Source organism: Butyricicoccus sp. AF18-9LB, assembly GCF_027684505.1.
GTDB lineage: Bacteria > Bacillota > Clostridia > Oscillospirales > Butyricicoccaceae > Agathobaculum > Agathobaculum butyriciproducens.
This window is the reverse complement of record NZ_JAQCWA010000001.1, coordinates 240,895-264,375: the sequence shown is the minus strand read 5'-3', so window position 1 is coordinate 264,375 and position 23,481 is coordinate 240,895. Positions and strand designations below refer to the sequence as shown.

The 23,481-nt window shown below is 53.2% G+C and carries 22 protein-coding genes; 20 read left to right on the top strand and 2 right to left on the bottom strand.

The window, feature by feature from the left end:
• The first annotated feature begins 1 nt into the window (after window position 1).
• The 15 genes from PGY33_RS01135 (at window position 2) to PGY33_RS01065 (ending at window position 18,051) form a co-directional block, all read left to right on the top strand.
• Window positions 2-913, top strand: coding sequence for a carbohydrate kinase family protein (locus PGY33_RS01135; protein ID WP_118479078.1), 912 nt, complete (start codon window positions 2-4; stop codon window positions 911-913).
• Window positions 914-933: 20 nt separating this feature from the next.
• Window positions 934-1,671 carry a glucosamine-6-phosphate deaminase gene (gene nagB / locus PGY33_RS01130; RefSeq protein WP_118284876.1) on the top strand — a complete coding sequence of 246 codons (738 nt, stop codon included), beginning with the start codon at window positions 934-936 and terminating at the stop codon, window positions 1,669-1,671.
• 151 nt (window positions 1,672-1,822) lie between these two features.
• Window positions 1,823-3,175 carry an MATE family efflux transporter gene (locus PGY33_RS01125; RefSeq protein WP_158575084.1) on the top strand — a complete coding sequence of 451 codons (1,353 nt, stop codon included), beginning with the start codon at window positions 1,823-1,825 and terminating at the stop codon, window positions 3,173-3,175.
• Between the two features lie 443 nt (window positions 3,176-3,618).
• Complete coding sequence (locus PGY33_RS01120) at window positions 3,619-5,085, top strand: sulfatase (RefSeq protein ID WP_118479082.1); 1,467 nt, start codon at window positions 3,619-3,621, stop codon at window positions 5,083-5,085.
• A gap of 20 nt (window positions 5,086-5,105) precedes the next feature.
• Complete coding sequence (locus PGY33_RS01115) at window positions 5,106-6,638, top strand: sulfatase (RefSeq protein ID WP_118479084.1); 1,533 nt, start codon at window positions 5,106-5,108, stop codon at window positions 6,636-6,638.
• Window positions 6,639-6,805: 167 nt separating this feature from the next.
• Window positions 6,806-8,593: a sensor histidine kinase gene (locus PGY33_RS01110; protein ID WP_270476972.1), complete on the top strand. Its 1,788-nt coding sequence runs from the start codon at window positions 6,806-6,808 to the stop codon at window positions 8,591-8,593.
• Complete coding sequence (locus PGY33_RS01105) at window positions 8,574-10,028, top strand: response regulator transcription factor (protein ID WP_270476970.1); 1,455 nt, start codon at window positions 8,574-8,576, stop codon at window positions 10,026-10,028. The genes PGY33_RS01110 and PGY33_RS01105 overlap by 20 nt, the downstream gene beginning before the upstream one ends.
• Before the next feature lie 91 nt (window positions 10,029-10,119).
• On the top strand, window positions 10,120-11,250 hold the full coding sequence (locus PGY33_RS01100; RefSeq protein ID WP_270476968.1) for an ABC transporter substrate-binding protein: 1,131 nt from the start codon (window positions 10,120-10,122) through the stop codon (window positions 11,248-11,250).
• Between the two features lie 111 nt (window positions 11,251-11,361).
• A complete protein-coding gene (locus tag PGY33_RS01095; RefSeq protein ID WP_117489590.1) occupies window positions 11,362-12,156 on the top strand; it encodes an ABC transporter permease in 795 nt (264 codons plus the stop codon).
• Window positions 12,153-12,926 (top strand): ABC transporter permease, encoded by a 774-nt coding sequence (locus tag PGY33_RS01090; protein ID WP_270476967.1) that lies wholly within the window; start codon window positions 12,153-12,155, stop codon window positions 12,924-12,926. The genes PGY33_RS01095 and PGY33_RS01090 overlap by 4 nt, the downstream gene beginning before the upstream one ends.
• The gene (locus tag PGY33_RS01085; protein WP_382728777.1) at window positions 12,899-13,690 is read left to right on the top strand and encodes an ABC transporter ATP-binding protein; all 792 of its coding nucleotides are present in this window, start codon (window positions 12,899-12,901) and stop codon (window positions 13,688-13,690) included. Before PGY33_RS01090 ends, PGY33_RS01085 begins: the two co-directional genes overlap by 28 nt.
• A 15-nt stretch (window positions 13,691-13,705) precedes the next feature.
• Entirely contained in the window at window positions 13,706-14,452 is a 747-nt protein-coding gene (locus tag PGY33_RS01080; protein ID WP_118479092.1) for an ABC transporter ATP-binding protein, read from the top strand.
• 109 nt (window positions 14,453-14,561) lie between these two features.
• Entirely contained in the window at window positions 14,562-16,103 is a 1,542-nt protein-coding gene (locus PGY33_RS01075; protein ID WP_118479094.1) for a sulfatase family protein, read from the top strand.
• A gap of 12 nt (window positions 16,104-16,115) precedes the next feature.
• Complete coding sequence (locus tag PGY33_RS01070; RefSeq protein ID WP_270418025.1) at window positions 16,116-16,904, top strand: sulfite exporter TauE/SafE family protein; 789 nt, start codon at window positions 16,116-16,118, stop codon at window positions 16,902-16,904.
• A gap of 19 nt (window positions 16,905-16,923) precedes the next feature.
• On the top strand, window positions 16,924-18,051 hold the full coding sequence (locus PGY33_RS01065; protein ID WP_270418024.1) for an anaerobic sulfatase maturase: 1,128 nt from the start codon (window positions 16,924-16,926) through the stop codon (window positions 18,049-18,051).
• Between the two features lie 56 nt (window positions 18,052-18,107).
• Here the strand turns inward: PGY33_RS01065 and sigG are convergent, their stop codons facing one another.
• Window positions 18,108-18,863, bottom strand: coding sequence for an RNA polymerase sporulation sigma factor SigG (gene sigG, locus PGY33_RS01060; protein ID WP_270418023.1), 756 nt, complete (start codon window positions 18,861-18,863; stop codon window positions 18,108-18,110).
• Window positions 18,864-19,134: 271 nt separating this feature from the next.
• Here sigG and pta point away from each other — a divergent pair, with 271 nt between their 5' ends.
• From pta to PGY33_RS01045, 3 genes are all read left to right on the top strand, one after another.
• Window positions 19,135-20,145 (top strand): phosphate acetyltransferase, encoded by a 1,011-nt coding sequence (gene pta / locus PGY33_RS01055; protein WP_110436271.1) that lies wholly within the window; start codon window positions 19,135-19,137, stop codon window positions 20,143-20,145.
• A 97-nt stretch (window positions 20,146-20,242) separates the two neighbouring features.
• On the top strand, window positions 20,243-20,641 hold the full coding sequence (locus PGY33_RS01050) for a hypothetical protein (protein WP_118753407.1): 399 nt from the start codon (window positions 20,243-20,245) through the stop codon (window positions 20,639-20,641).
• 15 nt (window positions 20,642-20,656) lie between these two features.
• Window positions 20,657-21,055, top strand: coding sequence for a hypothetical protein (locus PGY33_RS01045; RefSeq protein WP_270476965.1), 399 nt, complete (start codon window positions 20,657-20,659; stop codon window positions 21,053-21,055).
• A gap of 167 nt (window positions 21,056-21,222) precedes the next feature.
• On the opposite strand, the gene PGY33_RS01040 is transcribed toward PGY33_RS01045, so the two are convergent.
• A complete protein-coding gene (locus tag PGY33_RS01040; protein ID WP_270476964.1) occupies window positions 21,223-21,738 on the bottom strand; it encodes an SLOG family protein in 516 nt (171 codons plus the stop codon).
• A gap of 136 nt (window positions 21,739-21,874) precedes the next feature.
• On the opposite strand from PGY33_RS01040, the gene PGY33_RS01035 reads away from it, so the two are divergent.
• Window positions 21,875-22,723, top strand: a complete 849-nt coding sequence (locus PGY33_RS01035; protein WP_270476963.1) for a YihY/virulence factor BrkB family protein — start codon at window positions 21,875-21,877, stop codon at window positions 22,721-22,723.
• 66 nt (window positions 22,724-22,789) lie between these two features.
• Complete coding sequence (locus PGY33_RS01030; protein WP_270476962.1) at window positions 22,790-23,416, top strand: flavodoxin family protein; 627 nt, start codon at window positions 22,790-22,792, stop codon at window positions 23,414-23,416.
• Window positions 23,417-23,481 lie beyond the last annotated feature (65 nt).

The window sequence follows — 23,481 nt, the reverse complement described above, 5'->3', positions numbered from 1 at the left end:
CATGTCGTTTCTCGCTTCGGTCGGTGTGACCAATGTGGATTTGATGTATGTCGGCATGCCGCGCGTGCCGCAGGAGGGCGAGGAGATCTTTTCGCAGGATTTCCGCGTGCTGCTCGGCGGCGGTGCACCGGGTACGGCAGTAAACGCCGCCCGGCTGGGCATTCCGACCCGTCTGGCGACCTATCTCGGCAGCGATCTGTTTTCCGGCTTTGCCCGCGCGCAGTTTGAGCAGAACGGCGTTTCTCCGTACAATCTGGCGGCGGAGGGCGAGACCGGTATTCCGGTGAATGTCACCAGTGCCATGCTCACGCCCGGCGACCGTACGTTTGCGACCTACTGCAAGCCGACCGCCATCACGGACGAGCTGCTCGAGCGGGTATATACCATGTCTAAGGGTGCTAAGCTGGTGCAGATGCAGGAGGGCTTTTTGCCGGTATATCGCAAGCTGCATGAGGAAGGAGCCATTCTGATTTTCGACATGGGCTGGGATGATGAGCTGAGCTTTGAGAAGTACGGTGATTATCTGCGTCTGGCGGATTACTACACGCCGAATACCAAGGAAGCACTCAAGATCACCGGCAGGGACACGCCGGAGGAGGCGCTCCGCGTACTGGCTGAGTATTTTGAGCACCCGCTGGTCAAGCTGGATAAGGACGGCTGTCTCATTCTCAAGGACGGCAGGCCGCGTCTGCTGCGCAATATTCCGGAATTCACCTGTAAGGATTCCACCGGTGCAGGCGATGCGTTCCTTGCGGGACTGATGTACGGTCTGTACCACGGCTATCCGTTTGCGGATTGTGTGCGGTTCGGCAACATCACAGGCGGCAAGAGTGTTACCGGCGTAGGCTGCCTGACCGAGTATGTGCAGGAGAGCGAGCTGCTCGCGCTGCGTGAAAAGTATAAGGATTTATAAGCGTTTGGAGGCTTTTTGTTATGAGAATCATTCGTGCAAAGGATTACAAGGATATGAGCCGCAAGGCGGCAAATATCATTTCTGCGCAGGTCATCCTCAAGCCGGATTCCGTGCTCGGCCTTGCCACCGGCTCGTCGCCGATCGGCACATATGAGCAGCTGGTCAAGTGGTACGAAAAGGGCGATCTGGATTTTGCGGATGTGACTACGGTCAATCTGGATGAATACTACGGCATGAAGCCGGAAAACGACCAGAGCTATCATTATTTCATGCACGACCACTTTTTTGACCATGTGAACATCGACCCATCGCGTATCAATCTGCCGAACGGCATGGAGCCGGACGAGAAAAAGGAGTGCGCCCGCTATGACGCGGTGCTCCGCAGTGTGGGCGATGTGGATATCCAGCTGCTCGGCATCGGCCGCAATGGCCATATCGGATTCAACGAGCCGGACGACTGCTTTGCCAAGGGCACACACTGCGTGGAGCTGACCGAGTCCACCATCGAGGCAAACAAGCGCTTTTTCGCCAGCGAGGACGAGGTGCCGCGCCGTGCCTACTCGATGGGCATTCACACCATCATGACCGCAAAAAAGGTGCTGGTCGTTGCCAGCGGCGAGGACAAGGCGTGGGCTATCCGTGAATCCTGTTTCGGTCCGGTGACGCCCAAAGTGCCCGGATCGATTCTGCAGCTGCACAACGACGCGATCGTTATCGCGGATGAGGCGGCCCTCAGCCTGTGCGGCGATTTCCTCTGATTGATGACCATAGCAGCGGCGGTACTGCGTTTTATCTCACCGTGCGGTAAATCAACAGCATTCTGCGGTACCGTCGTTTTGAAACCCAAAGTGCAGTTCTGTCTCCTTCTGCGCTTTGGGTTTTATGATTTTTTCGCAAGGGAGGTGTGATATGGTGCGCGTTACCGATATGACACACGGCCGTCCGATACGGCTGATTCTGCTGTTTTCGCTGCCGCTGATGCTGGGCAGCGTGTTTCAGCAGCTGTATACCATCGTGGATACGATCATCATCGGACGCGGTGTCGGCATGCAGGCGCTGGCGTCCATCGGTGCGGCGGATTGGATCAACTGGCTGGTTTTATGGGGACTGCAGGGCTTTACGCAGGGCTTTGCGATTCTCGCGGCACAGGAGTTCGGTGCGGGCGCATACGACCGGCTGCGTCGTGTACTGGCTATGATCGTTAAGCTGTCGTGCTGGTTCGGCATTGCGGTGACGATCATCAGCCTGTTGCTGGTAAGGCCGCTGCTTACGTTGCTGCACACCGATCCTGCGGTGTTCGGTGGAGCGCAGACGTACTTATATGTGCAGTTCGGCGGCTCGCTCATCATCATTGCGTACAATATGGCGGCGGCCGTGCTGCGCTGTCTGGGTGACAGTAAAACGCCGCTGCTCGCGATTCTCGCGGCGAGCTTTGCTAATATTGCGCTCGACCTGCTGTTCGTGATGGGCTTTGGCTGGGGCATTTTCGGAGCTTCGTTCGCAACCGTACTGGCACAGCTGATTGCGTTTCTGCTGTGTCTGCGGTCATTGCGGCGGCTGCCGTTCGTGCAGCTGACAAAGGCTGACTGGAAAACCGACCCTGCCATTCTGCTGCACCTGTGCCGCCTTGGCATTCCGACCGGCCTGCAGATGAGCATGATCACACTGGGCGGCATGGTGCTGCAGTCCGTGCTGAACGGCTTCGGCGTGGTGTTTGTGGCGGGCTACACGGCGGCAAACAAGCTGTACGGCATACTCGAAAGTGCATCGGTGGCGTTTGGCTATGCCATGACAGCCTACATGGGGCAGAACCGCGGTGCACGAAACGCGGCACGCATTGATGCAGGCATTCGGGCGGTGCTGGCCCTATCCGCCGGATTTACAGCCGCCATCGTGACGGCTATGCTTCTTGCGGGCAAACCGCTGCTGGGACTGTTCCTTTCGACCGAGGAGGCGGGCGCGGCAGATGCGCTGGCGGTGGCCTATCAGTATCTCATGGCACTGATGGCATTTTTGTTTGCACTGTTCGTGCTGCAGGCATACCGCTCCTCACTGCAGGGGTTGGGCGAGATGACTGTGCCGACACTCTCCGGCTTTGCGGAAATGCTCATGCGCATGGGGGCGGCGCTCGTGCTGCCGACCTTCATCGGGCAGAGCGGCGTATTTTTTGCGGAAGGCGCAGCATGGGTGTGCGCGGCGGCGCTCAATCTGGTATGGTATTATATGCGGATTGGGAAAATCAAGCGGGATATGCTGAAATAACAAAAAGACAGCGAAAGCTGTCTTTTTGTTGAGGCTGCTCGAAAAACTCCGTTTTTCGAGCAGCCTCTCGATTGAAACCACGCTTTCAATCGAATCTTGATGAAAAGCCGCGCCCTATGGGCACAATTTTTCGTCCCTTGTATAATTCCCGAGGTACACGCCCCCGGGAATTATGAATTTGCTGTGCAAATTCTATTTTATGCGTGCTGCCGCACGAAAAGTAAAAACGATAGATTGACTTTATCGACAGACTGCACAAAAAGACAGCGAAAGCTGTCTTTTTGTGTTTACAGAGTCGTTTATCTGTTTACTCATCGAAACACAAAAAAGTGAAAAAATCCCTCAAATAATCAAAAGACGGATTTTGTCTCCAGACGCTATAATCAAGTCGTACAGAACAATACACTGGGAAAATCGTATTCGGACGAAAGGAGAGTGCATCGGTGAGAGCAATTTTACTGCTTTTTGATTCACTGAACCGGCACTGTCTGGAGCCGTATGGCTGCGGCTGGACGCAAACGCCGAATTTCAGCCGTCTGGCAAAGCATTCGGTCATGTTTGACCGCTGTTATGCCGGCTCACTGCCGTGCATGCCTGCTCGGCGGGAACTGCACACCGGACGGTATAATTTTCTGCACCGAAGCTGGGGACCAATCGAGCCGTTTGATGACTCAATGCCGGAGCTGCTCAAGAAAAGCGGCGTATACACGCATCTGATCTCGGATCATCAGCACTACTGGGAGGATGGCGGTGCTACCTATCACACGCGCTACAACTCATGGGAGTGCGTGCGAGGACAGGAAGGTGATCCGTGGAAGGCTCATGTCGGTGCAGTGGAACTGCCGCCGCATTTGGGGCAGGCAAATAAACAGGATGAAGTCAATCGTGCCTATATCCGCGGACTGGGAAAGCAGCCGCTGGAAAAGGTGTTCGGTCTGGCGCATGAATTCCTGAATGAAAACCGTGATGCGGATAACTGGCTGCTGCATATCGAACCCTTTGACCCGCATGAGCCGTTTTTTGTGCCGGAAGAGTATCAGAATCGCTATTCGGATGACTATAATGGGACGCGGTTTGATTGGCCGCCTTATGACCATATGACGGAACCTCTGGCTGCACAGGTGCACTGCCGCAGTCAGTACGGTGCACTGCTGACGATGTGTGATGCATATTTGGGCAAACTGCTCGATTACATGGATGTACATCAGATGTGGCAGGACACCATGCTCATCGTAGCGACCGACCACGGCTTTTTGCTGGGAGAGCATGGATGGTGGGCGAAAAATCGTCCGTTGTTTTACGAGGAGCTGTCGCACACACCGCTGTTCATTTGGGATCCGCGAACCGGAGCAGCAGGAGAACGCCGGAAAGCTCTGGTGCAGACTATCGACCTTGCGCCAACGCTGCTGTCGTACTTTGGCGTACCTATTCCACCGGATATGCAGGGTCACGACCTGCAAACCGTTCTGCAGCAGGATATATCAGTTCGTGATGCTGCGCTGTTTGGCATGTTCGGCGCGCATGTCTGCGTGACAGATGGTCGATGGGTATATATGCGGGCCGATCGACCAGGCACAGCGCTCTATGATTATACGCTGCTGCCGCTGCATCAGCGAGCTATGTATGCACCGGAAGAACTGCAGAAACTAACGCTGCACGAGCCGTTTTCCTTTACCAAAGGGTGCAGAACGCTGAAAATTGCTATGCCAAAGGATTTTTATCCATGCATGTCCACTGCGCCGGAGGAAAACCGAGATGCACTGTTCGATCTGCAGACCGATCCTAAGCAAGAACACCCGATAAAGGATCTGATACAGGAGCAGCACATGATCGATTTAATGCGTCGTTTGATGCAGGAAAACGATGCACCGGCAGAGCAATATGCGAGAATCGGCTTGCAACAGCCGTAAGAATAACAGGGAGGAACAACATGAAAACCATCTTCATTCTGTGCGATACACTCAATCGACGCATGCTGTCCGCGTATGGGGCGGGCAAGGACGCGGCCATCACACCGAATATTGACCGGCTGGCGCGGCGATCTGTCGTGTTTGACAGCCACTGGTGCGGCTCTGCGCCGTGCATGCCCGCACGCCGCGACATCATGACCGGACGGCTGAACTTTCTTGAAAAACCGTGGGGAGCAATGGAGCCGTTTGATCAGAGCCTGCAGAGCATTCTTTCTGATGAAAAGAATGTGCATACGCAGATGTTTGCCGATCATGCGCACTATATCATCTGCGGCGGTGAAAATTATGTCAAGGGGTTTACCGCATGGGAGGTCAACCGAGGTCAGGAATGTGATCCGGTGTGGACGCGTCCGTGTAAGGACGGTATTCGTCCGGATACGCCGCCGAAGTGGTTTAAAGGCTCGTGGACCGAAGCTGAACATGAAAACCGTTCGCACTTTCACACAGAGTATGATTATCCGAGCGTAAAGACCATGTGGCATGCAGCGGAATGGCTGGAGGACAATCATGACGCGGATAACTATTTTCTGTGGGTAGAGGCGTTTGACCCGCATGAGCCGTATGACTGCCCGAAGTATTATCTCGATTTGTACGAGAAGGAAGGCGACTATGACGGACCGGACTTCACGCATCCGTCCTATGCGCCAAACGAGTTTAATGAGGCGGAGACTGAGCATCTGCGTAGGCGCTGCAAGGCTGTGATGACCATGACTGACCGTCACCTCGGTGAAATTCTCGATGTGATGGATAAGTACAATATGTGGGAGGACACTATGCTGGTGTTTACCACGGACCACGGCTATCATCTCGGCGAGCACGGCTACATGGCGAAAAACTATATGGCGCCGTACAACGAGGTTTTCCACATCCCGCTGATGATTTCGGCACCCGGTGTACAGCCGGGACGATGCAGTGCAGTAACGCAGAACATTGATGTTCTGCCGACCGTGATGGAGTATTACGAGATTTCGCAGGAGGTGCTGCAGTATCCAATCCACGGCAAGAGCCTGTTGCCGCTGCTGCGCGGTGAGATCGACAAGGTTCGTGACGGTGCGATCTTCGGCTATTTCGGCAAGCAGATGGCGTGGACGGACGGCAAATACACCTATTTCCGTGCCGCAAAGGACGAGAAAAACCAGCCGCTGTACGTTTACACAGCTATGCCGACCGTTCTGCGTCAGTTCTACGGCGGCAACGACGCTGTAAACACCGAGGATTACAAGCGGATTGAGATGGGTCGCTTCCTGCCTTGGACGGACTATCCGGTATACCGTTTCCCGGCGGATATTATTCACTGGGGCAATGATTCGCAGCAGTTTGTCGGTCGTTCGCCGTATAACGAGGAAACACTGCTGTTCGATATCGAATCGGATTATGCACAGGAGCATCCGCTGCACGATGAAGCACTGGAGCGGCACTGCATCGAGCAGATGAAACGCTGCATGGCGGCACACGACGCACTGCCGGAGCAGTACGAACGTTTGGGTATCTGATAAAACTGGTCGAAATGCACATTCTTGCTGGAAGGATAAGGGTGTGCATTTTTGCCATATTTCCTGTATCATAAAAGAAGCGGTGTAATCGACAGAATTCGACAGCGCAGGAATATGGCAGAGGAGCGAGCACATTGCAGAGAGAAAAGAGAAATGGGGTATGGCGTATGCTGCTTTGCGGAAGCAAACGCCGCAAAATGTCGCAGAGCATGATAGCGACCAGTCTGCTGTGCGTGCTGATTTCGGTAGCGATTGCGGTCTGCGCGATTGGATATTTTACCTTTCAGCTTGTAGTAGGCGAAAAAGGCAAGGCCCGCGTAGATGTACTGCAGCAGATCAGCGACAGCAACTCGGTCAACCGCACCAACATGGTGAAGGCGATGGATGCACTGTATGAGGATTTTTACAATGATCTGACGGCACCGAAAAGTGAAAAGAGCAGCAGTGCCATCCAAATGCTGCTGGAGCAGACCGACCGTCAGTTCAAACGGATCGGCATGGATATGACAATCGATATTCTGATGAACGACCGCCGTATGTTTTCGACTGACCCGGATGAAAACAATCTGAAAAGTTTGAAAAACACCTACTGGTACATCAAGCATTACAGCGGTGAGACCGATACCAGCTGGAATCTGCGCTTCTGGGATGTGGATGATATTTCTACTTATGGTCTGGCGTACGGCAAGACCGTATATGCTCAGGATGGTAAGGTTGTCGGAATGATTGTACTTACCTCGCGGTATGAAGCACTGTTCCGCACATTTCAAAAGCTAGTCAGCGACGGTGTGAAGGTGTACATTCTCGACCGGAACGGCATCATCATTTCACACACCAATCCCAACCGTGTTGGCAACTGGGCATTCGATATGAAGACATTTCAGGAGGAATACGGCAGAAATACCTATAAGATTATCCAGCGCTCCAAACAGAAGATACTGATTGCCAATTACCATGATGCGTCCAGTGGTTGGACGTTTGTCGAAGAACAGAATATGGACGAGCTGCTGAGGGACGGACTGAAAACCGTGCGAAATTGTCTGACGATTGTATTGCTCGGCTGTATTGTTGCAGCAAGCATTGCGTACTGGCGCGGCAGACGCATTACGCAGGTGCTGTCCGACTTTACGGATGAGATCGGAGATATGTCGGTTGAAAAGCTGAGTGAACTGCCGGTCAAGGACGAATACGAAGAAACCTATGTGCTCAGTACCACCTTCAACGGCATGATACATCGAATTGAAGAATTGATTGATGATATCCGTATCCGAGAGCAGGAAAAACAGCGCACGGAGTACGATTTTCTACAGGCGCAGATCAATCCGCATTTCCTTAACAACACGCTGCTGTCGGTCAAGAGCCTGATCGCCATGCACCAGCCGGAACGCGCCTACCGAATGATGAATGAACTGGTCGAGCTGCTGCATATTCCGGCAACGCCGGAGATACAGTTCGTGCCGCTGGAGGAGGAGCTGCATTTGATGCGCAATTATATGTCCATCATGAACTGCCGCACGGAAAAGGACACGGTTCTCATCTGCGAGGTGCCGGAGAAGATGTACGGCATTTATGTGCCGCGCATGATCGTGCAGCCGATCATCGGTAATGCCTTTTTTCACGGCTTTGCTGAGATGGAGGAAGGTTGTGAAATTCGCTTGAGGGCAGGTCTGCGCGGTAATGCACTGTATATTGAGGTAACGGACAACGGTGAAGGTATTGCTCCGAAGCGGTTAGAACAGGTACAGTCAGGAAATTACCGCTCTGGGCGGTTACATCATGGCATCGGTCTGCGCAATGTGCGCAAGCGTCTGCAGATTATCTACGGCGGTCGGTCGGATGTGACGGTTCGCAGTGAGTTGGGCAAATACACCACAGTAACGATTACGATGGATCACTACCGTTCTATCCCGAAGCGGGAACAGGGAGGCGAGATAAATGAAGATCATAGTAGTTGACGACGAACCGCTGGTCAAGCAGTATATCGTGCAGTGTGTGCGCGGTGCAGGCGTCGAAAATGAAATCATCGCAGCGGTGACTTCAGGTGCAAAGGTGCTGCAGGAGATGAAGGCAAACCCTGCCGATGTGGTATTTGCAGATATCACCATGCCCAAAATGGACGGTATTGAACTGCTGCAGGAGCTTCGGCGGCAGTATCCGAGCACGGCGGTCATTATGCTGACCTGCCACGATGATTTTGAATATGCTCGTGCGGCTATGCAGAACGGTGCTAAGGATTATATTCTAAAAACTGAGGTCAGTGCGGATAAGATTCGTGCGGTTCTGGATAAGCTGCAGAGCAGCCGGCAGCAGCATATCTCTGAGAGTGCGGTACAGCAGATCGGGCGCAGCCGCTTTCTGCGCAGTATGGTGGAGCAGAGCGAGGACATGACGCCGGTCAGTGCCGTTGATCTGCAGGAAAACAGCATTTATTTGAACGAGCGCGCATTTCTGACGGTGTTTTTTCTCAATCAAGGTCAAAATGCGGAGATTATGCAGAAAAACATGCAGGAGCATTTTGAAAATCCGCTGTTTTATGCGTACAGTGAGCAGGAGGTGTACCTGCTTGTCAACATTAGGCGGAATGCCTTTGCGGAGGAGCAGGATGCGGCGGCATATTTCTATCAATGTGCAGAGAGGCTGAACGGCGGAATCGGATGCAGCGGCGTACATCATCATTTTACTAATCTGCCAAAGTCATTTGCAGAGGCCGTGCGGGACTTTGATTCACGGTTTTATCAGGTGTCAGCACAGAAATTGCCGCATGAGATTCATGTCAGTGAAGTGGAAACCTGTATCATGCGTGCAACGATTAAGCTGACCGATGGAGATATTCAGGGCGGCTGTGCCGATTTGGAGCGTCTGCTGCAGTGCGCAGAGAAATATAAAGTACGCAGCAGCTTTTTACGCGAAACCGTGCAGCAGCTGTTTTCCGGTCTGGCTGTCAAGCTAGAGCCGGAGCTGCAGCATACAGCGGATGCAGTTGCCTCCTTCTGCACATTTGCGGCGTTGTGTGAAGCAGTTCGCGAAGGCATTGCCGTACTGCAGCGCAAGCACGGCGTAGGATATTCTGCTGCAATACGAAAAGCACTCGATCACATCAATGTGCATTATGCGGAGGATCTTTCACTTAATACGGTTGCGGATGTGGTATTTCTCAACCGCGATTACCTGTCTCGGCAGTTCAAGAAGGAGGTCGGCGTTAACTTTTCGGAGTATTTGATGAGCGTGCGCATGAAGCAGGCGCGCTGCTTGCTGGAAAACAGCAGTCTGCGCATTTCAGAGGTGGCTCTTCGTGTCGGTATCACGAACATGAGCTACTTCTCGACGGTTTTCCACAAGGTGTTCGGCTGCAAGCCGAATGATGTGCGCAAGAACAAGCAGAGCGGATAATGTCATAAATGTGAAAAACCGAGTCAAATATTAAAAAGACTTTGTGCAGGGTTTACGGTAAACTATACTCAAATCAAGGGAGGTTGAAAAAATGAAACACGGATACAAAAGAGCGATCGCAATGCTTCTGGCAGCAACTGTAATGACCGGTCTGACCGCGTGCGGCGGCGGTTCCTCCTCCGGCGGCGGCTCGGGTTCCGCTCCCGGCGGCTCGGGTGACGGCACGTTTACCGCTTCCGGCAAAACCCTGAATGTTGGTGTTCAGTCCAACATCATTTCTATTCCCACAGTTTATGCAGAGGAGAAGGGTTATTTCGATGATCTGGGTTTGGATGTTAACCTGATTATGTTCCCGAACGGCTCTCCGGAGAATGAGGGCCTGGCAGCAGAACAGCTTGATGTGGCTTCCAATGGTCTGGCATCGGTTTACTCGACGGCTTCCGGCCTGTGCGACTGGATCGCAGAGTCGGACAGCGGCTCGATCACCGCAAAGGTTTATGTCCGCAAGGACAGTCCGGTGCTCGATCACAAGGGCGAGATTTCCGGCAAGCCGGATATGTACGGCAGCGCAGATACCCTGAAGGGCCTGACCGTTCTCGGTCCTACCTCCACGATGGAGCAGTGGATTGCAAACTCGTACTTTGCACAGTTTGGCCTGACTGCAGGTGCGGATTACGAATATCTGAACATGGATCGCGCAGCAGCCGCACAGGCGATTCTGACCGGTGAAGGCGACGTATTTGTTGCCACCGACGTTGACTACTGCAACATGATGGAATCGAACAACATGGTAGAGGTTGCAGACTGCATGGAAGCAACGGACACCGAGTTCAAGAACGGTTTCCTGGCCCGCAAGGACATTTTGGCAGACCGTTACGATGATGTGGTGCTGTTCATGCAGGGCATGTGCAAGGCAGCTGAAGAACTGCAGGCTGATCCGGATCTGCGCAACGAGTTTGCACTCAAGTTCTATTCGGAGAACGGCAAGCCGGCTGACGAAAACGACGTTAAGACCGAGACCGAAATTCGTCCGTTCGTTGTTCCGTCCGATTATGAGGCTTCGGATTATTATCTCGGTTCCGGTCTGCTGCAGGTAGGCAATTTCTTCTCCTCCATCGGCACGATTGAGGAGGATCAGGTTGCCAATATTGAGGAAGCAATCAATGTCAATCCGCTGCAGGATGCACTCGGCATCACCGTAAAGGCAGCAACCCTGAAATAACATACTGGCAGATAAGGGAGCCCATGCTCCATGGGCTTCCTTTTCTGTACCCTGAAATGGGCGAAAATTACAGAATAAGGTAAAAATAAGGCGGTTAAAGGAGAGGAGCATATGCAAGAAAAGAAAAAACTGCAGATCAATAAGTACCTGTTCATCAGTATTGCGTCGATCTGCGCAGGCATTTTTGTATGGTGGCTGGTAACGGACGGACTGGGTATTTTCCGATCGAATGCACTGCCTTCTCCGGTAAAGGTTGCCTCTACGTTTGTGAAAAAATGGTTTGAGACCAAGCCGGACGGCGCAACGCTGCTGCAGCATCTTGGTGCCAGCCTTCAGGTTGCACTCGGCGGCTATTTAATTGGTGCGATCATCGGTATCCCGCTCGGTATCTTCATGGCGTGGAACGACAAGGTGGATATGCTGGTTCGTCCGGTATTCGATCTGGTTCGTACCATTCCCGGCATTGCATGGACTTCGGTTATGGTAACGCTGGTCGGCATCGGTTTTCTGTCCAAAGCGCTGGTTATCTTTATTTCCGCGATGGTCGCTATGGTTATCAACAGTTATTCCGGTATTAAGCAGACAAAAACCGTGCACCTGTGGGTCGGTCAGACCTTCGGTGCAAGCAACTGGGAGCTGCTGACCAAAGTAGCGATTCCGTCTGCACTGCCGATGATCTTCACCGGTCTGGACGTTGCTCTCGGCTCCGCATGGACCACGCTGGTTGCAGCAGAGCTGCTGGCTTCCACTAAGGGTCTCGGCTTTATGATTCAGCAGGCACGCGGTATTTTTCGCTTGGATATCATCATCGTCGGTATGATCGTCATTGCGATTACCGGTGCGGTGCTGTCCTCGATTATTCAGTTTATCGGCAGAAAACTCATCAAGGGAGGTAGACGTGGATGAAAGAACGCAACAAGCGTATCGCCTATGGCGTGCTCGGTATTTTCATTTTTCTGTGTATCTGGTACGCAGCGACTAAGTTTACCTCACTCGGCAAGGTTATGCCCGATCCGGTGACGGTTATTGCAGGCTTTTGCAAGGCATTTGTTGTACCGATCGGTACGCATCCTATGATTATGCACATCCTCATTAGTCTGCGCCGCATGCTGATTCCGTATGCGTTCGGCGGCGTGCTCGGTGTGCTGGTCGGTGTCGTGATGGGTTGGTACAAGATTGCTGATTCTATTCTGATGCCGTACATTCAGATGTTCCGCCCGATTCCGCCGATTGCATGGATTCCGCTTTCCATCGTATGGTTCGGCTTCGGTGAAGGTTCCAAGTATTTCTTAATTTTTCTGGCATGCTTCTTTACCATTGCACTGACTACCTACAACGGCGTGCATTCGGTCGATGAAACACTGGTTCGTGCAGCGCGTATGCTGGGTGCGAAAGATAACCAGCTGTTCACTTCTATTGTACTGCCAACGACGGTTCCGTACATTTTCTCCGGTCTGCAGGTAGCACTCGGCTCTGCATGGGCCACCATTGTAGCGGCAGAGATGATTCGCTCGTCCGAAGGCGTCGGCTGGCTGATCGTAAGCGGTCAGGACGTAGGCAATATGACGCAGATCATGGTAGGCATTCTGGCGATTGCCCTGACCGGTCTGCTCATCACTACCATCATGAGAGGAGTTGAATCCAAGCTATGCGCATGGACAGTGAGAGGAAAGTAACGGCTGCTGGCGAGCCGTTGATCGAGTTCCGTGGTGTGGATAAGTTTTTCGACAAACCGGAGGAAGGCCGCTATCAGGTCGTTGGAGATTTGAATATTAAGGTGCGCGAAAATGAGTTCCTTGTGCTGTTCGGCCCCGGACAGTGCGGTAAGAGTACCATCCTGAACCTGATTGCAGGCTTTGAGATGCCCTCGTCGGGGCACGTTCTCTGCATGGGCAAGGATATCACCGGGCCCGGTCCGGATCGCGGCATGGTCTTTCAGAATACGGCATTGTTTCCGTGGCTTACCGTTATGGGAAACGTGGAATACGGTCCTAAGGTACGCGGTATCAAGAAGGAAGAACGCCGCCAGAGGGCACAGCATTACATTGATCTGGTCGGCCTGCAGGGATTTGAAAATTCGTTCCCGGTCAAGCTGTCAGGCGGCATGCAGCAGCGTGTCGGCATTGCCCGTGCGTACTGCAATGAGCCGCTCGTGATGCTGCTCGATGAGCCGTTCGGACATCTGGATGCACAGACACGCTATCTGATGCAGGATGAGCTGACCCGCATCTGGCAGGCGGAAAAGCGCACCGTTATTTTTGTAACCAACAACATCGAGGAGGCAGTGTACCTCGCAGACCGCATTCTGGTGCTGCGCAACTGCCCAACCGGTGTTAAGGCAGAGTATGAGATCAATCTGCCGCGTCCCCGTAATTACACCGATCCGGAATTTCTGCGGCTGCGCCGCGAGATCGATTCGGTAGTAGATCATACGCTGTAAAGGAGGTGCCGGACAATGGCAAACAAAGAGCCTAAGGTAAAAGTGCAGAACCTGACCAAAAGGTTCGGTGACCTTCTGGTGCTGGATAATTTGAACTTTGAAGTAGAGGAAGGCGAGTTCCTGTGCATCGTTGGTCCGACCGGCTGCGGCAAAACTACTTTTCTGAATAGTCTGACCCGCCTGTATGAGCCGACGGCAGGCGACATTCTGGTAAACGGCATTCCGGTCAATCCGAAAAAGCAGAATATATCCTATATTTTTCAGGAGTATTCCTCCTTCCCGTGGCTGACTGTGGAGCAGAATATCCGCTTCGGTCTGGAAATCAAGAAAACGCCCAAGGCGGAGGCGGATGCCAATGTAGAGGAAATGCTGGATATTGTCGGTTTGACCAAATTCCGAAATTACTATCCCAGTCAGCTTTCCATCAGTATGCTGCAGCGCGTTGCTATCGCGCGTGCATTTGCAACCAAACCGGAGCTGCTTCTGATGGATGAGCCGTATGGTCAGTTGGATATAGACCTGCGCTTCAAGCTGGAGGACGAGCTAATCAAGCTGTGGAAAAAGACGGGTACGACCGTACTGTTTATCACTCACAACATTGAGGAAGCCGTATACCTCAGCCAGAAGATTATGGTGCTGACCAACAAGCCAACCTCGGTGAAAACCGTGCTGGACAATCCGCTGCCGCTTCCGCGTGACGTCGTTTCTCCGGAATTTGTCGAGCTTCGCAACAAGGTCACCGACTTGATCAAATGGTGGTAATGTCATAATAAAAACCGATTCACTCAATCTCTCTTCTTTCCCCTTGATATCGTTTTGGTATCAAGGGGAAAACAGTATGAGGGGATATTTCTGAAAAGGAGTGTAAAATATGCCGCGTAATATTCTGTTGTTTATGACTGATCAGCAGCGCACAGATTATGTGGGCTATGCCGCGGACAGCTGCGTTTCCACGCCGAATATCGACTGGATTGCACAGCATGCCCATTTTACTTGCTGCAATACAACCAATCCTATCTGTTCTCCGGCGCGTACCTCGCTTATCACGGGACGATATCCGCGCCAGATTGGCACGCTGACCATGGCAGGTGATCTGTTCCCGCAGATACCGACATTTATGCAGGCCCTGCAGTATGCAGGCTACAAGACCTACGGCATCGGCAAGTTCCATTATAATCAGACCTATCCGTGGTCTACGCCGAGAGGCTGCGGCATGGATCCGGTGGCAGGAGAACCGGACGAGAAGTCTTACGGTTATGATTTCATCTGGGAGACCGCAGGCAAGCAGCAGGTGGTTTCCAACTACTGCTTCTACGGTGATTATCTGGCGAAGAAGGGCATGCTCGAGCAGGTACGAGACTTTTTCTCGCAGAGCGGCGGCAAAAACGGCGATGTAGCGAACCACAACTATGATAAGGCGCTGCCGTGGCCGTTCGATGAGGAGGATTATATTGACGTGGTTACCGGCCGTGTGGCACGCGAGCAGCTTCGCGCGCATCCAGCGGAGCTGCCGTTCTACATGATGGTGTCCTTCTGCGGACCGCACAAGCCGTATGACGCACCGCAGCGGTATCTGGATATGTTTCCGCTTGAGCGGGAGGACGATTTTATCCTGCCGGAAGGACAGATTATTTCGGATGAGGACAAGGAGAGTCTGTATCGTCAGCGCCGTTCTGCAAAGGCGATGATTCGGTTGATCGACGATCAGATAGGTGAAACACTGGATGTGCTGCGAGAGCGAGGCATGCTGGACGATACGCTGATCGTATTTACCTCGGATCATGGTGATATGCTGGGCGATCACTTCATGATTCAGAAAGGTGTGCCGTGGAAGCAGTCGGTTGGTATTCCGCTGGCGGTGCGTCTGCCGGGTGCAGCGCCTGTTGGTGAAAACACCGCACCGGTTGAAATTTCCGACATTGCAGCAACTGCACTCGATTATGCAGGATTGGATACACAGCGGGTGCTCAGCAGAAGCTGGCCGGCGTATAACGATATTATTCCGAGCCGTTCACTGCTGCCGGTGCTGCGTGGGGAACAAGAGCGCGTCCGTGATTTTTGCTTTAGCGAAAGCGACTTTACCGAGGAGCGTATCGACGGCGTTTCCATCACTTCAACACCATATTGGCGCGGTGCAGACGGCTGTCGAAGCAATGCGTGGCAGACCATCATCACCGAGAACAGCAAGTACATCAAATATCTCGGCTATAAGCTGGATGAGATGCCGTACGAGGAATTCTACGACCTGAAACGCGATCCGCAGGAGCGTGAAAACCGCATTGCAGATGAAACTTATCGAGAGCAGATCGAACAGGCGCGCCGTAGGCTGTCGTACATGGTGGATCATTATCCGCCGGCGCAGAAAACGTGGACAACTGCCTGTGCGGCAAATCGTCAGACCGCGAAGTACTAAGGGTGTGATCAGGTGCAGAGTATTTGTTTTCTGGTAGCGTTCGGCGCTTGTATCATCGGTAAAATATGCGGTATGGGCGGAGGCGTGATCATCAAGCCTGCACTGGATGCGCTCGGTATTATGCAGGTGACAGAAATCAATTTTCTGTCTGGGTGTACGGTTCTTGGCATGACGTGCTGGTCGGTTGGTAAATCGATGGTGCAGCACGAGTCGCAGATTGATCTGTCGATTTCAACACCGTTGGCAATCGGTGCGGCTGTTGGCGGTATGGCAGGGAAACAGCTGTTTTCTGCTGTGGCCGGTCTGTTTGCAAATGCGGATACCGCAGGCGGTATACAGGCGGCGCTGCTGTGTACCGCGACGTTTGCCACGCTGCTCTATACCATCCGCAAGGACCGATTAACCATGCTTCAAGTGCGTAATCCGGCGGTCTGCGTGTTGATTGGACTGGGATTGGGCATGCTGGGCACCTTTCTCGGTATTGGCGGCGGACCGTTTAATATGGCGGTGTTGTTCTTCTTTTTCTCTATGCCGACCAAGGTGGCGGCACAGAACAGCCTGTACATCATTCTGATCAGCCAGAGCGTTGGCATCATTACCACGGCGGTGACAGGCAGTATACCGACATTATCTATTATTCTGCTGTGCGGTATGGTGCTGTGCGGCGTACTGGGCAGTGAAGCCGGAGGACGCATCAACAAACGTCTGAGCGACCGGCAGGCAACCCTGCTGTTTGAAGGCTCCATGCTGCTGGTGATGGTGCTCAGCGTGTGCAATATTTATCGTTTTCTGTTAAAATAAAAGCTGAGGAGGGGTGATTATGCCGCCGATCAATATTCTGATCAAGCCTGCATCGTCTGCATGCAACATGGCGTGCCAGTATTGCTTTTACAAGGACGTTGCGGCACACCGGGAGCAGGAGTTCGAGGGAATGCTTTCAATCGAATCAATCGAAAAGGTGATACAGGCGGGCATGGAATATGCCGAGCATATCTGCTCCTTTGCATTCCAAGGCGGTGAGCCAACGCTTGCAGGCCTGGACTTTTACCGTCAGGTGGTGGTACTGCAAAAGCAGTATGCCAAACCGGGTGTGGAAATTCGTAATGCCATACAGACCAACGGATACACGATTGATGAGGAATGGGCCGCGTTTTTTGCGGAAAATCATTTTCTGGTGGGGGTGTCGTTGGACGGACCGCCAGAGCTGCATAACCGCAACCGAACAGATGTGCAGGGGAAGGATACGTTCAATCGAGTTATGAAATCCGTGCGGCTGCTGGAAAAACACAATGTTGCGTTTAATATTCTATGTGTCGTAACCGGACAGAATGCACGTTCGGTCGAAAAGTTATATCGATTTTACCGTAAACAGAATTTCAGATGGCTGCAGTTTATTCCGTGCATCGATCCGTTTGATCGGGCAGATGGTGAGCCATGCTATACGCTGACCGCAGACGGTTACGGTGATTTCCTTGTGCGGCTGTTCGACCTGTGGTTCGACGATCTTCGGCACGGCGAGTACATCAGCATCCGCCATCTGGACAACTGGCTGTCCATCCTTCTGGGGGAGCGGCCGGAAGCCTGTAATATGGCAGGCTGCTGCTCGGTGCAGTTCGTTGTGGAGGGCGACGGCGGTGTGTATCCTTGTGATTTTTATGTGTTGGATGAATGGCGGCTGGGAAACATCAGAGAAACTGGTCTGGTTGATATGCAGAACAGCGAGACTGCAAAAAGATTCGTTCGGCAGTCGCTTGCCGTACCGGAGGAGTGCAAGACCTGTCAGTGGTTCGGCTTGTGCCGCAACGGCTGCCGCCGCGACCGAGATATCCTGCCGAACGGCGTAATCGGGCAGAATATTTACTGTATGGCATACAAAAAATTCTTCTCAGAGCGATTCCGTCAGCTGACACAATCGATTGAGTGCATTCAGCGTATGCAGTATAGGTAAAAGGAAAATCCTCATACCATTTTGATATGCTATCCTCGCGTTTTCTGCCGCTCTTATTATATAGTAAGAAAAGGACCGGAATCTTCCTTCCTTTTGTTTGGCGAAAGGTGTATTTCGCGTGCCACCTCCATCTGGGTGCGTCCCTCGAAGAAGCGAAGCCGGATGATACGGCGCTCGCGGTCGTTCAGGCTGCGCATAGCGTCCCGCAGAGCAATACCGGCAAGCCAGTTGTCGTCCGTGTTTTTGGTGTCACCGACCTGATCCATCACGCAGACCGTGTCCGTGCCGTCGTGGAACACCGGTTCGAACAGCGACACCGGGTCGAGTATCGCGTCGAGCGCGAACACGACCTCCTCTTTCGGCACGTCCATCAGCTTGGCCAGTTCCACGATGTCCGGCTCGCGCTGGTGCTCGCGGATGAACGCCTCCTTGGCCTGCAGAGCGCGGTACGCTGTGTCGCGCAGGCTGCGCGAGACCCGCAGGGCACTGTTGTCGCGCAGGTAGCGGCGGATTTCGCCGATGATCATCGGTACGGCGTAGGTGGAGAAGCGCACGCCGAGTTCGGTATTAAAATTGTCGATGGCTTTCATCAGGCCGATGCATCCGACCTGAAACAGGTCGTCCGGCGATTCGCCGCGGCCCTGAAACCGCTGAACAACGCTGAGCACCAGCCGCAGATTGCCGCGGATCAGCTCATCGCGTGCCTGCTTGTCTCCGGCAGCGGATTTTTTCAAAAGCTCGTCCGTCTTTTTTGCGGAGAGCACCGGCAGTCCCGATGTATTCACACCGCAGATCTCAACTTTTGTCTGCATAAAATTCCCTCCTGTTGGTCGTCACTATGAGGATACTATCTGGATTTTCCCCGCGGTCCCGTTCAAATATACCGACGAAATATTTTGCATGGGCCGGAGATTCGACAAATTTCACGTTCGCCTTGTGATATGGAACCGAGAAAGCGTTTTGCGTCCATCAGAAATTCCCTCTTGTGGGAATAGGGGGAAAGGGTGTATAATAAATTCAAGAGAATGCCTGTTTGCAGCGTCACACTGCACACAGACGATTGAAAACGAAGGAGAATGCAATATGTTTGAAAATCTGATTGCAGCACTCAAGGCTGACAAGCGCAAGATCGTATTCACCGAAGGCCCGGATGCTCGTATCCTCGAAGCGGCTGCACGCCTGAAGAAGGACGGCCTGATGGATTCCATCCTGGTCGGCAATGTTGACGAGGTAAAGGCTGCTGCTGCAAAGGGCGGCTTCGATATCGAGGGCATGGAGATCATCGACCCGGCTACCTACCCGGAGATGGACGCTATGGTAGCTAAGATGGTAGAGCTCCGCAAGGGCAAGATGAGCGAGGAAGACTGCCGCGCTGCACTGTCCAAGGGCAACTACTTCGGCACCATGCTCGTTAAGATGGGCAAGGCTGACGCTCTGCTCGGCGGCGCTACCTACTCCACCGCTGACACCGTTCGTCCGGCTCTGCAGCTGATCAAGACCAAGCCGGGCGCACACCTCGTAAGCTCCTGCTTTATTCTGGTCCGTGAGAAGGACGGCGTAGAAGAGAAGCTGGCTATGGGCGACTGCGCGATCAACATCGACTATCCGGATTCTGTTGATAAGGAAGGCAACGTAACCCTGAAGGGCAGTCAGAAGCTGGCTGAGGTTGCTATCGAAACCGCAAACACCGCAAAGGCTTTCGGCATCGACCCGAAGGTTGCTGTTCTGTCCTTCTCCACCAAGGGCTCCGGCAAGGGCGGTACGGTTGCGCTGTCCCGCGAGGCTACCGAGTACGCTAAGGAGATGAACCCGGAGCTGGCGATCGACGGCGAGCTGCAGTTTGATGCTGCTGTATCTCCGGTCGTTGCTGCTACCAAGTGCAAGGGCTCTCCGGTTGCTGGTCAGGCCAACACCTTTATCTTCCCGTCCATCGAGGCCGGCAACATCGGCTACAAGATCGCTCAGCGTCTGGGCGGCTACGCTGCTTACGGCCCGATCCTGCAGGGTCTGAATGCGCCGATCAACGATCTGTCCCGCGGCTGCAACGCTGACGAGGTTTACCAGATGGCGATCATCACCGCTGGCCTGAAGTAATTTCAGCACACACATAATTGCATAAGTAAGGAATCCGCCGACGTGAAAAGTGAATCGCGTCGGCGGGTTTTGTTTTTTCGGTGGGGAGGGAAAACGAGTGAAACGACGAATCCTGTTTGTTCTGATAGCCGTTGTGGTTTGCGTTGGAGCGGCCATGTGCTTTACATCATATGTGCCGGTGACGGATACAGCAGGAATTGCAGACGTGCTGGTACTCCGTGTTCATGCGGGAGATACGTCTGAGGACATCACAGAACAGGCTGATACGGACGCAATACGCGAACTGTTGCCGCAAATCAGAGCACGCCGCCTGCCGAGTTATCATCGCGCCATCAGCGCAGACTGTTATCAGATTCAGGTGGTATACGGCGGTAAAACAGTATGTTTTAGCCTCGGTGAACCGAGCTATGCGTATGAGGTCACAGAAAGTATGTCACCGTGGGTACATAAGCTGTCCGGCGGCGAGAAACTCCTCGCGCTGCTTGATGAACAATAAAAGGGAGGGGTCGGCATGAAAAAACGAATCGCATTTGTATTGGTAGGCGTGCTGATTTGCGTCGGAGCGGTGATTTGGCTTATTCCGTATGCACCTATGCCGGACATGAACGGCTTCTGGAACGTGCGTATCTGGCGCGTCAATGGCGCGGATATGACCGAACTGACCGAGCAGGTCGATCAGACAGCTCTGCGCGAAGCGCTGACACAGGTGCAGGCCAAACGTGTGCCGCGTTCGCAGAGTAGCTTTTCGATGGATAAGGTCAGCTACGAAATCATCGCGGTGTATAATGATACGCCGACCTTCCTCGATATCGGTGAACTCAGTTTTGTGTACAACGGCAACGGCTGGGTGCATGATTTGAAAAACGGCAGTGAGATTCTCACTCAGCTGGATGAAATCTGCAATAATTGAGAATTGAGAATTAACGTAACGGTATAACGTTTTGCGTGTCTGCAAATGGTTTAACGTGCATGGCATTACGGCATACCGTCACGCTAATTTTCCGTCCTCAATTCGCTATTTTAATTATGCAATCGCTGACAGAAAACAAAAAGGACTGACCCACCGGTCAGTCCTTTTCACAGCAGCGATATCTGTCCATCCGCGAGATTTACAATTTTCAGTCCGCTCTGCTCAGCCATATGCACGGTCTGTGCCGTACCGCCCGACCGTCCATCATAGTAACAGATGAGCCTTGACGACGCATCCACCATAAACCGGTTGCGCGCGGCAAAGCACCCGGCGTGATAACTCCGCGAGAGCGCGTACACCTTATCTGCGGTGAGCAGGCAGCGGTTGAACCGGCGTTTCCACTCGAGCGGAAACCGATCAGCCTGTCCGTCGAACGGTACGGCGCACAGCAGCTGCACCGGGAGCGCGGCGCGCGCACGCAGAACAGCTTCGGCGGCCCACAGATCAAAGCCGGTGGACATACCGGAGAGAAAACGCGTACAGCCGTCAGCGGCGGCCTCCGCGACCGCAGCATCGAGTGCGGTAAACAGCTCGAGCGCAGCGGGACAGTCCTCGTTCCGAAACGGCATTTTTTCAATTCGGTAGCCGGAAAAACAGCAGGTCACCGGACGCAGATCCGCCATGACACACCCTCCAATCAGAACAAATGTTCTATTTTTATCAGTATACAATAGATGAAGCCAAAACGCAAGTTGTAAATTGGATAAAAAGCTGATATGATAAATACAGCAAAATCTACCGACACAGGGGAGGGACGCAATGAACGGTCAAAACCGATGGCTATATCTGATCAAGCGCATGGTTTACCGCTTTTTTGATGACGGCATTCCGCAGTCTGCGGCAGAGCTTTCGTATTTTCTGCTGTTTTCCATGTTCCCGCTGCTGATGTTCGTCAACTCCATGCTCGCACAGCTTGACCTGTCAATCGAGGGGATGCAGCCGGTGTTGGAAATGCTGCCGAAAAGTCTGCAGCAGCTCATAGGCGGCTATATTCAGCAGCTGACCAGCACGCCGTCGTTCAGCCCGATGATCGTCGGTCTGGGTCTGACGCTGTATTTCCTGTCCCGTGCGGTGCGCTCAATGATGCGCACGGTCAACGATATTTACCACGTTGAAATCTCGCGCGGCATGGTCAAGGACGTGCTCATTTCGTTCGGTATTACGGCGGGCTTTCTTGTTTCGGTTGTGTGCAGCTTTGTGCTTGTCGTCGCCGGACGAACCATCATCCGCGTTGTACCGAAATATCTGTCGGTGCCGCCGGCTGTGATGGACGGACTGCACGATGCCAGCTTCTGGGTGATGATCGCGTTTATTTTCGTGTTCCTCATGCTGTTCAACAAGGTCGTGCCCAATCTGCACCTTAGGTTCCGCGAGGTGTGGCCGGGGGCGCTGTTCTCGCTGGTAGCGTGGATTCTGGTCTCGCTTGGATTTTCGTTTTATGTGGACAATATGGCGCGGTATTCCGTGCTGTACGGCTCTCTGGCGGCGATTATCGTACTGATGCTGTGGCTGTATATCGTCAGCATGATCCTGCTGATGGGTCCGCAGCTGAATCATACGCTGGTCGTGATGCGGCTGTACCGGCTGGAAAACGAAAAGCATTTATAAGTCCAATATTCGTCAAAAACAGTGCGGACGCGCACTGAAAATAGAGAAAACACGGAGGAAAAGGATATGAAAGTTGTAGCAATCAACGGCTCGCCGCGCAAGGGCGGCAACTGTACGCAGATGCTCGAGGTGCTCGGCAAGGTGCTCGAGCAGGAAGGCATCGAGTTTGAGGTATGTCAGCCGGGTGCGAAGGTGCATCCATGTATGGCGTGCTATCACTGCCTGGACAACGGCACGCTGCGTTGCGTGCAGGACGACGACGGTGTAAATGAAATCATCGCCAAGTGCATTGAGGCGGACGGCATCGTGCTCGCGTCTCCGGTGTACCACGGCGGCATTGCGGGCGGCATGAAGTGTGTGCTCGACCGTCTGATTCTGGCGGCAGGCTGCGGCGATAATCAGCTGAAGCACAAGGTCGGTGCGGCACTGTGTACGCTGCGCCGTTCGGGTGGCATGGAGACCTACCAGCAGCTACTCGGTACGATTAACACCATGGAAATGGTTCTCGTCACCTCGGACTACTGGAACGCCGTACACGGCGCAGACAAAGGCGAGGCGATGCAGGATATCGAGGGCGTTGAAGTCATCGAGAAGCTGGGCCGCAATATCGCATGGATGCTCAAGGTGATCGACAAGGCCGGAATCGAGCCGCCGGAAAGCCGTCCGCGCACGATGATGAACTTTATCCGCTGATCCGTATGGTTATCCGCTAAACAAAAATTGCAGAGTCCGAAAAGGCACAATGAGAAACTCATTGT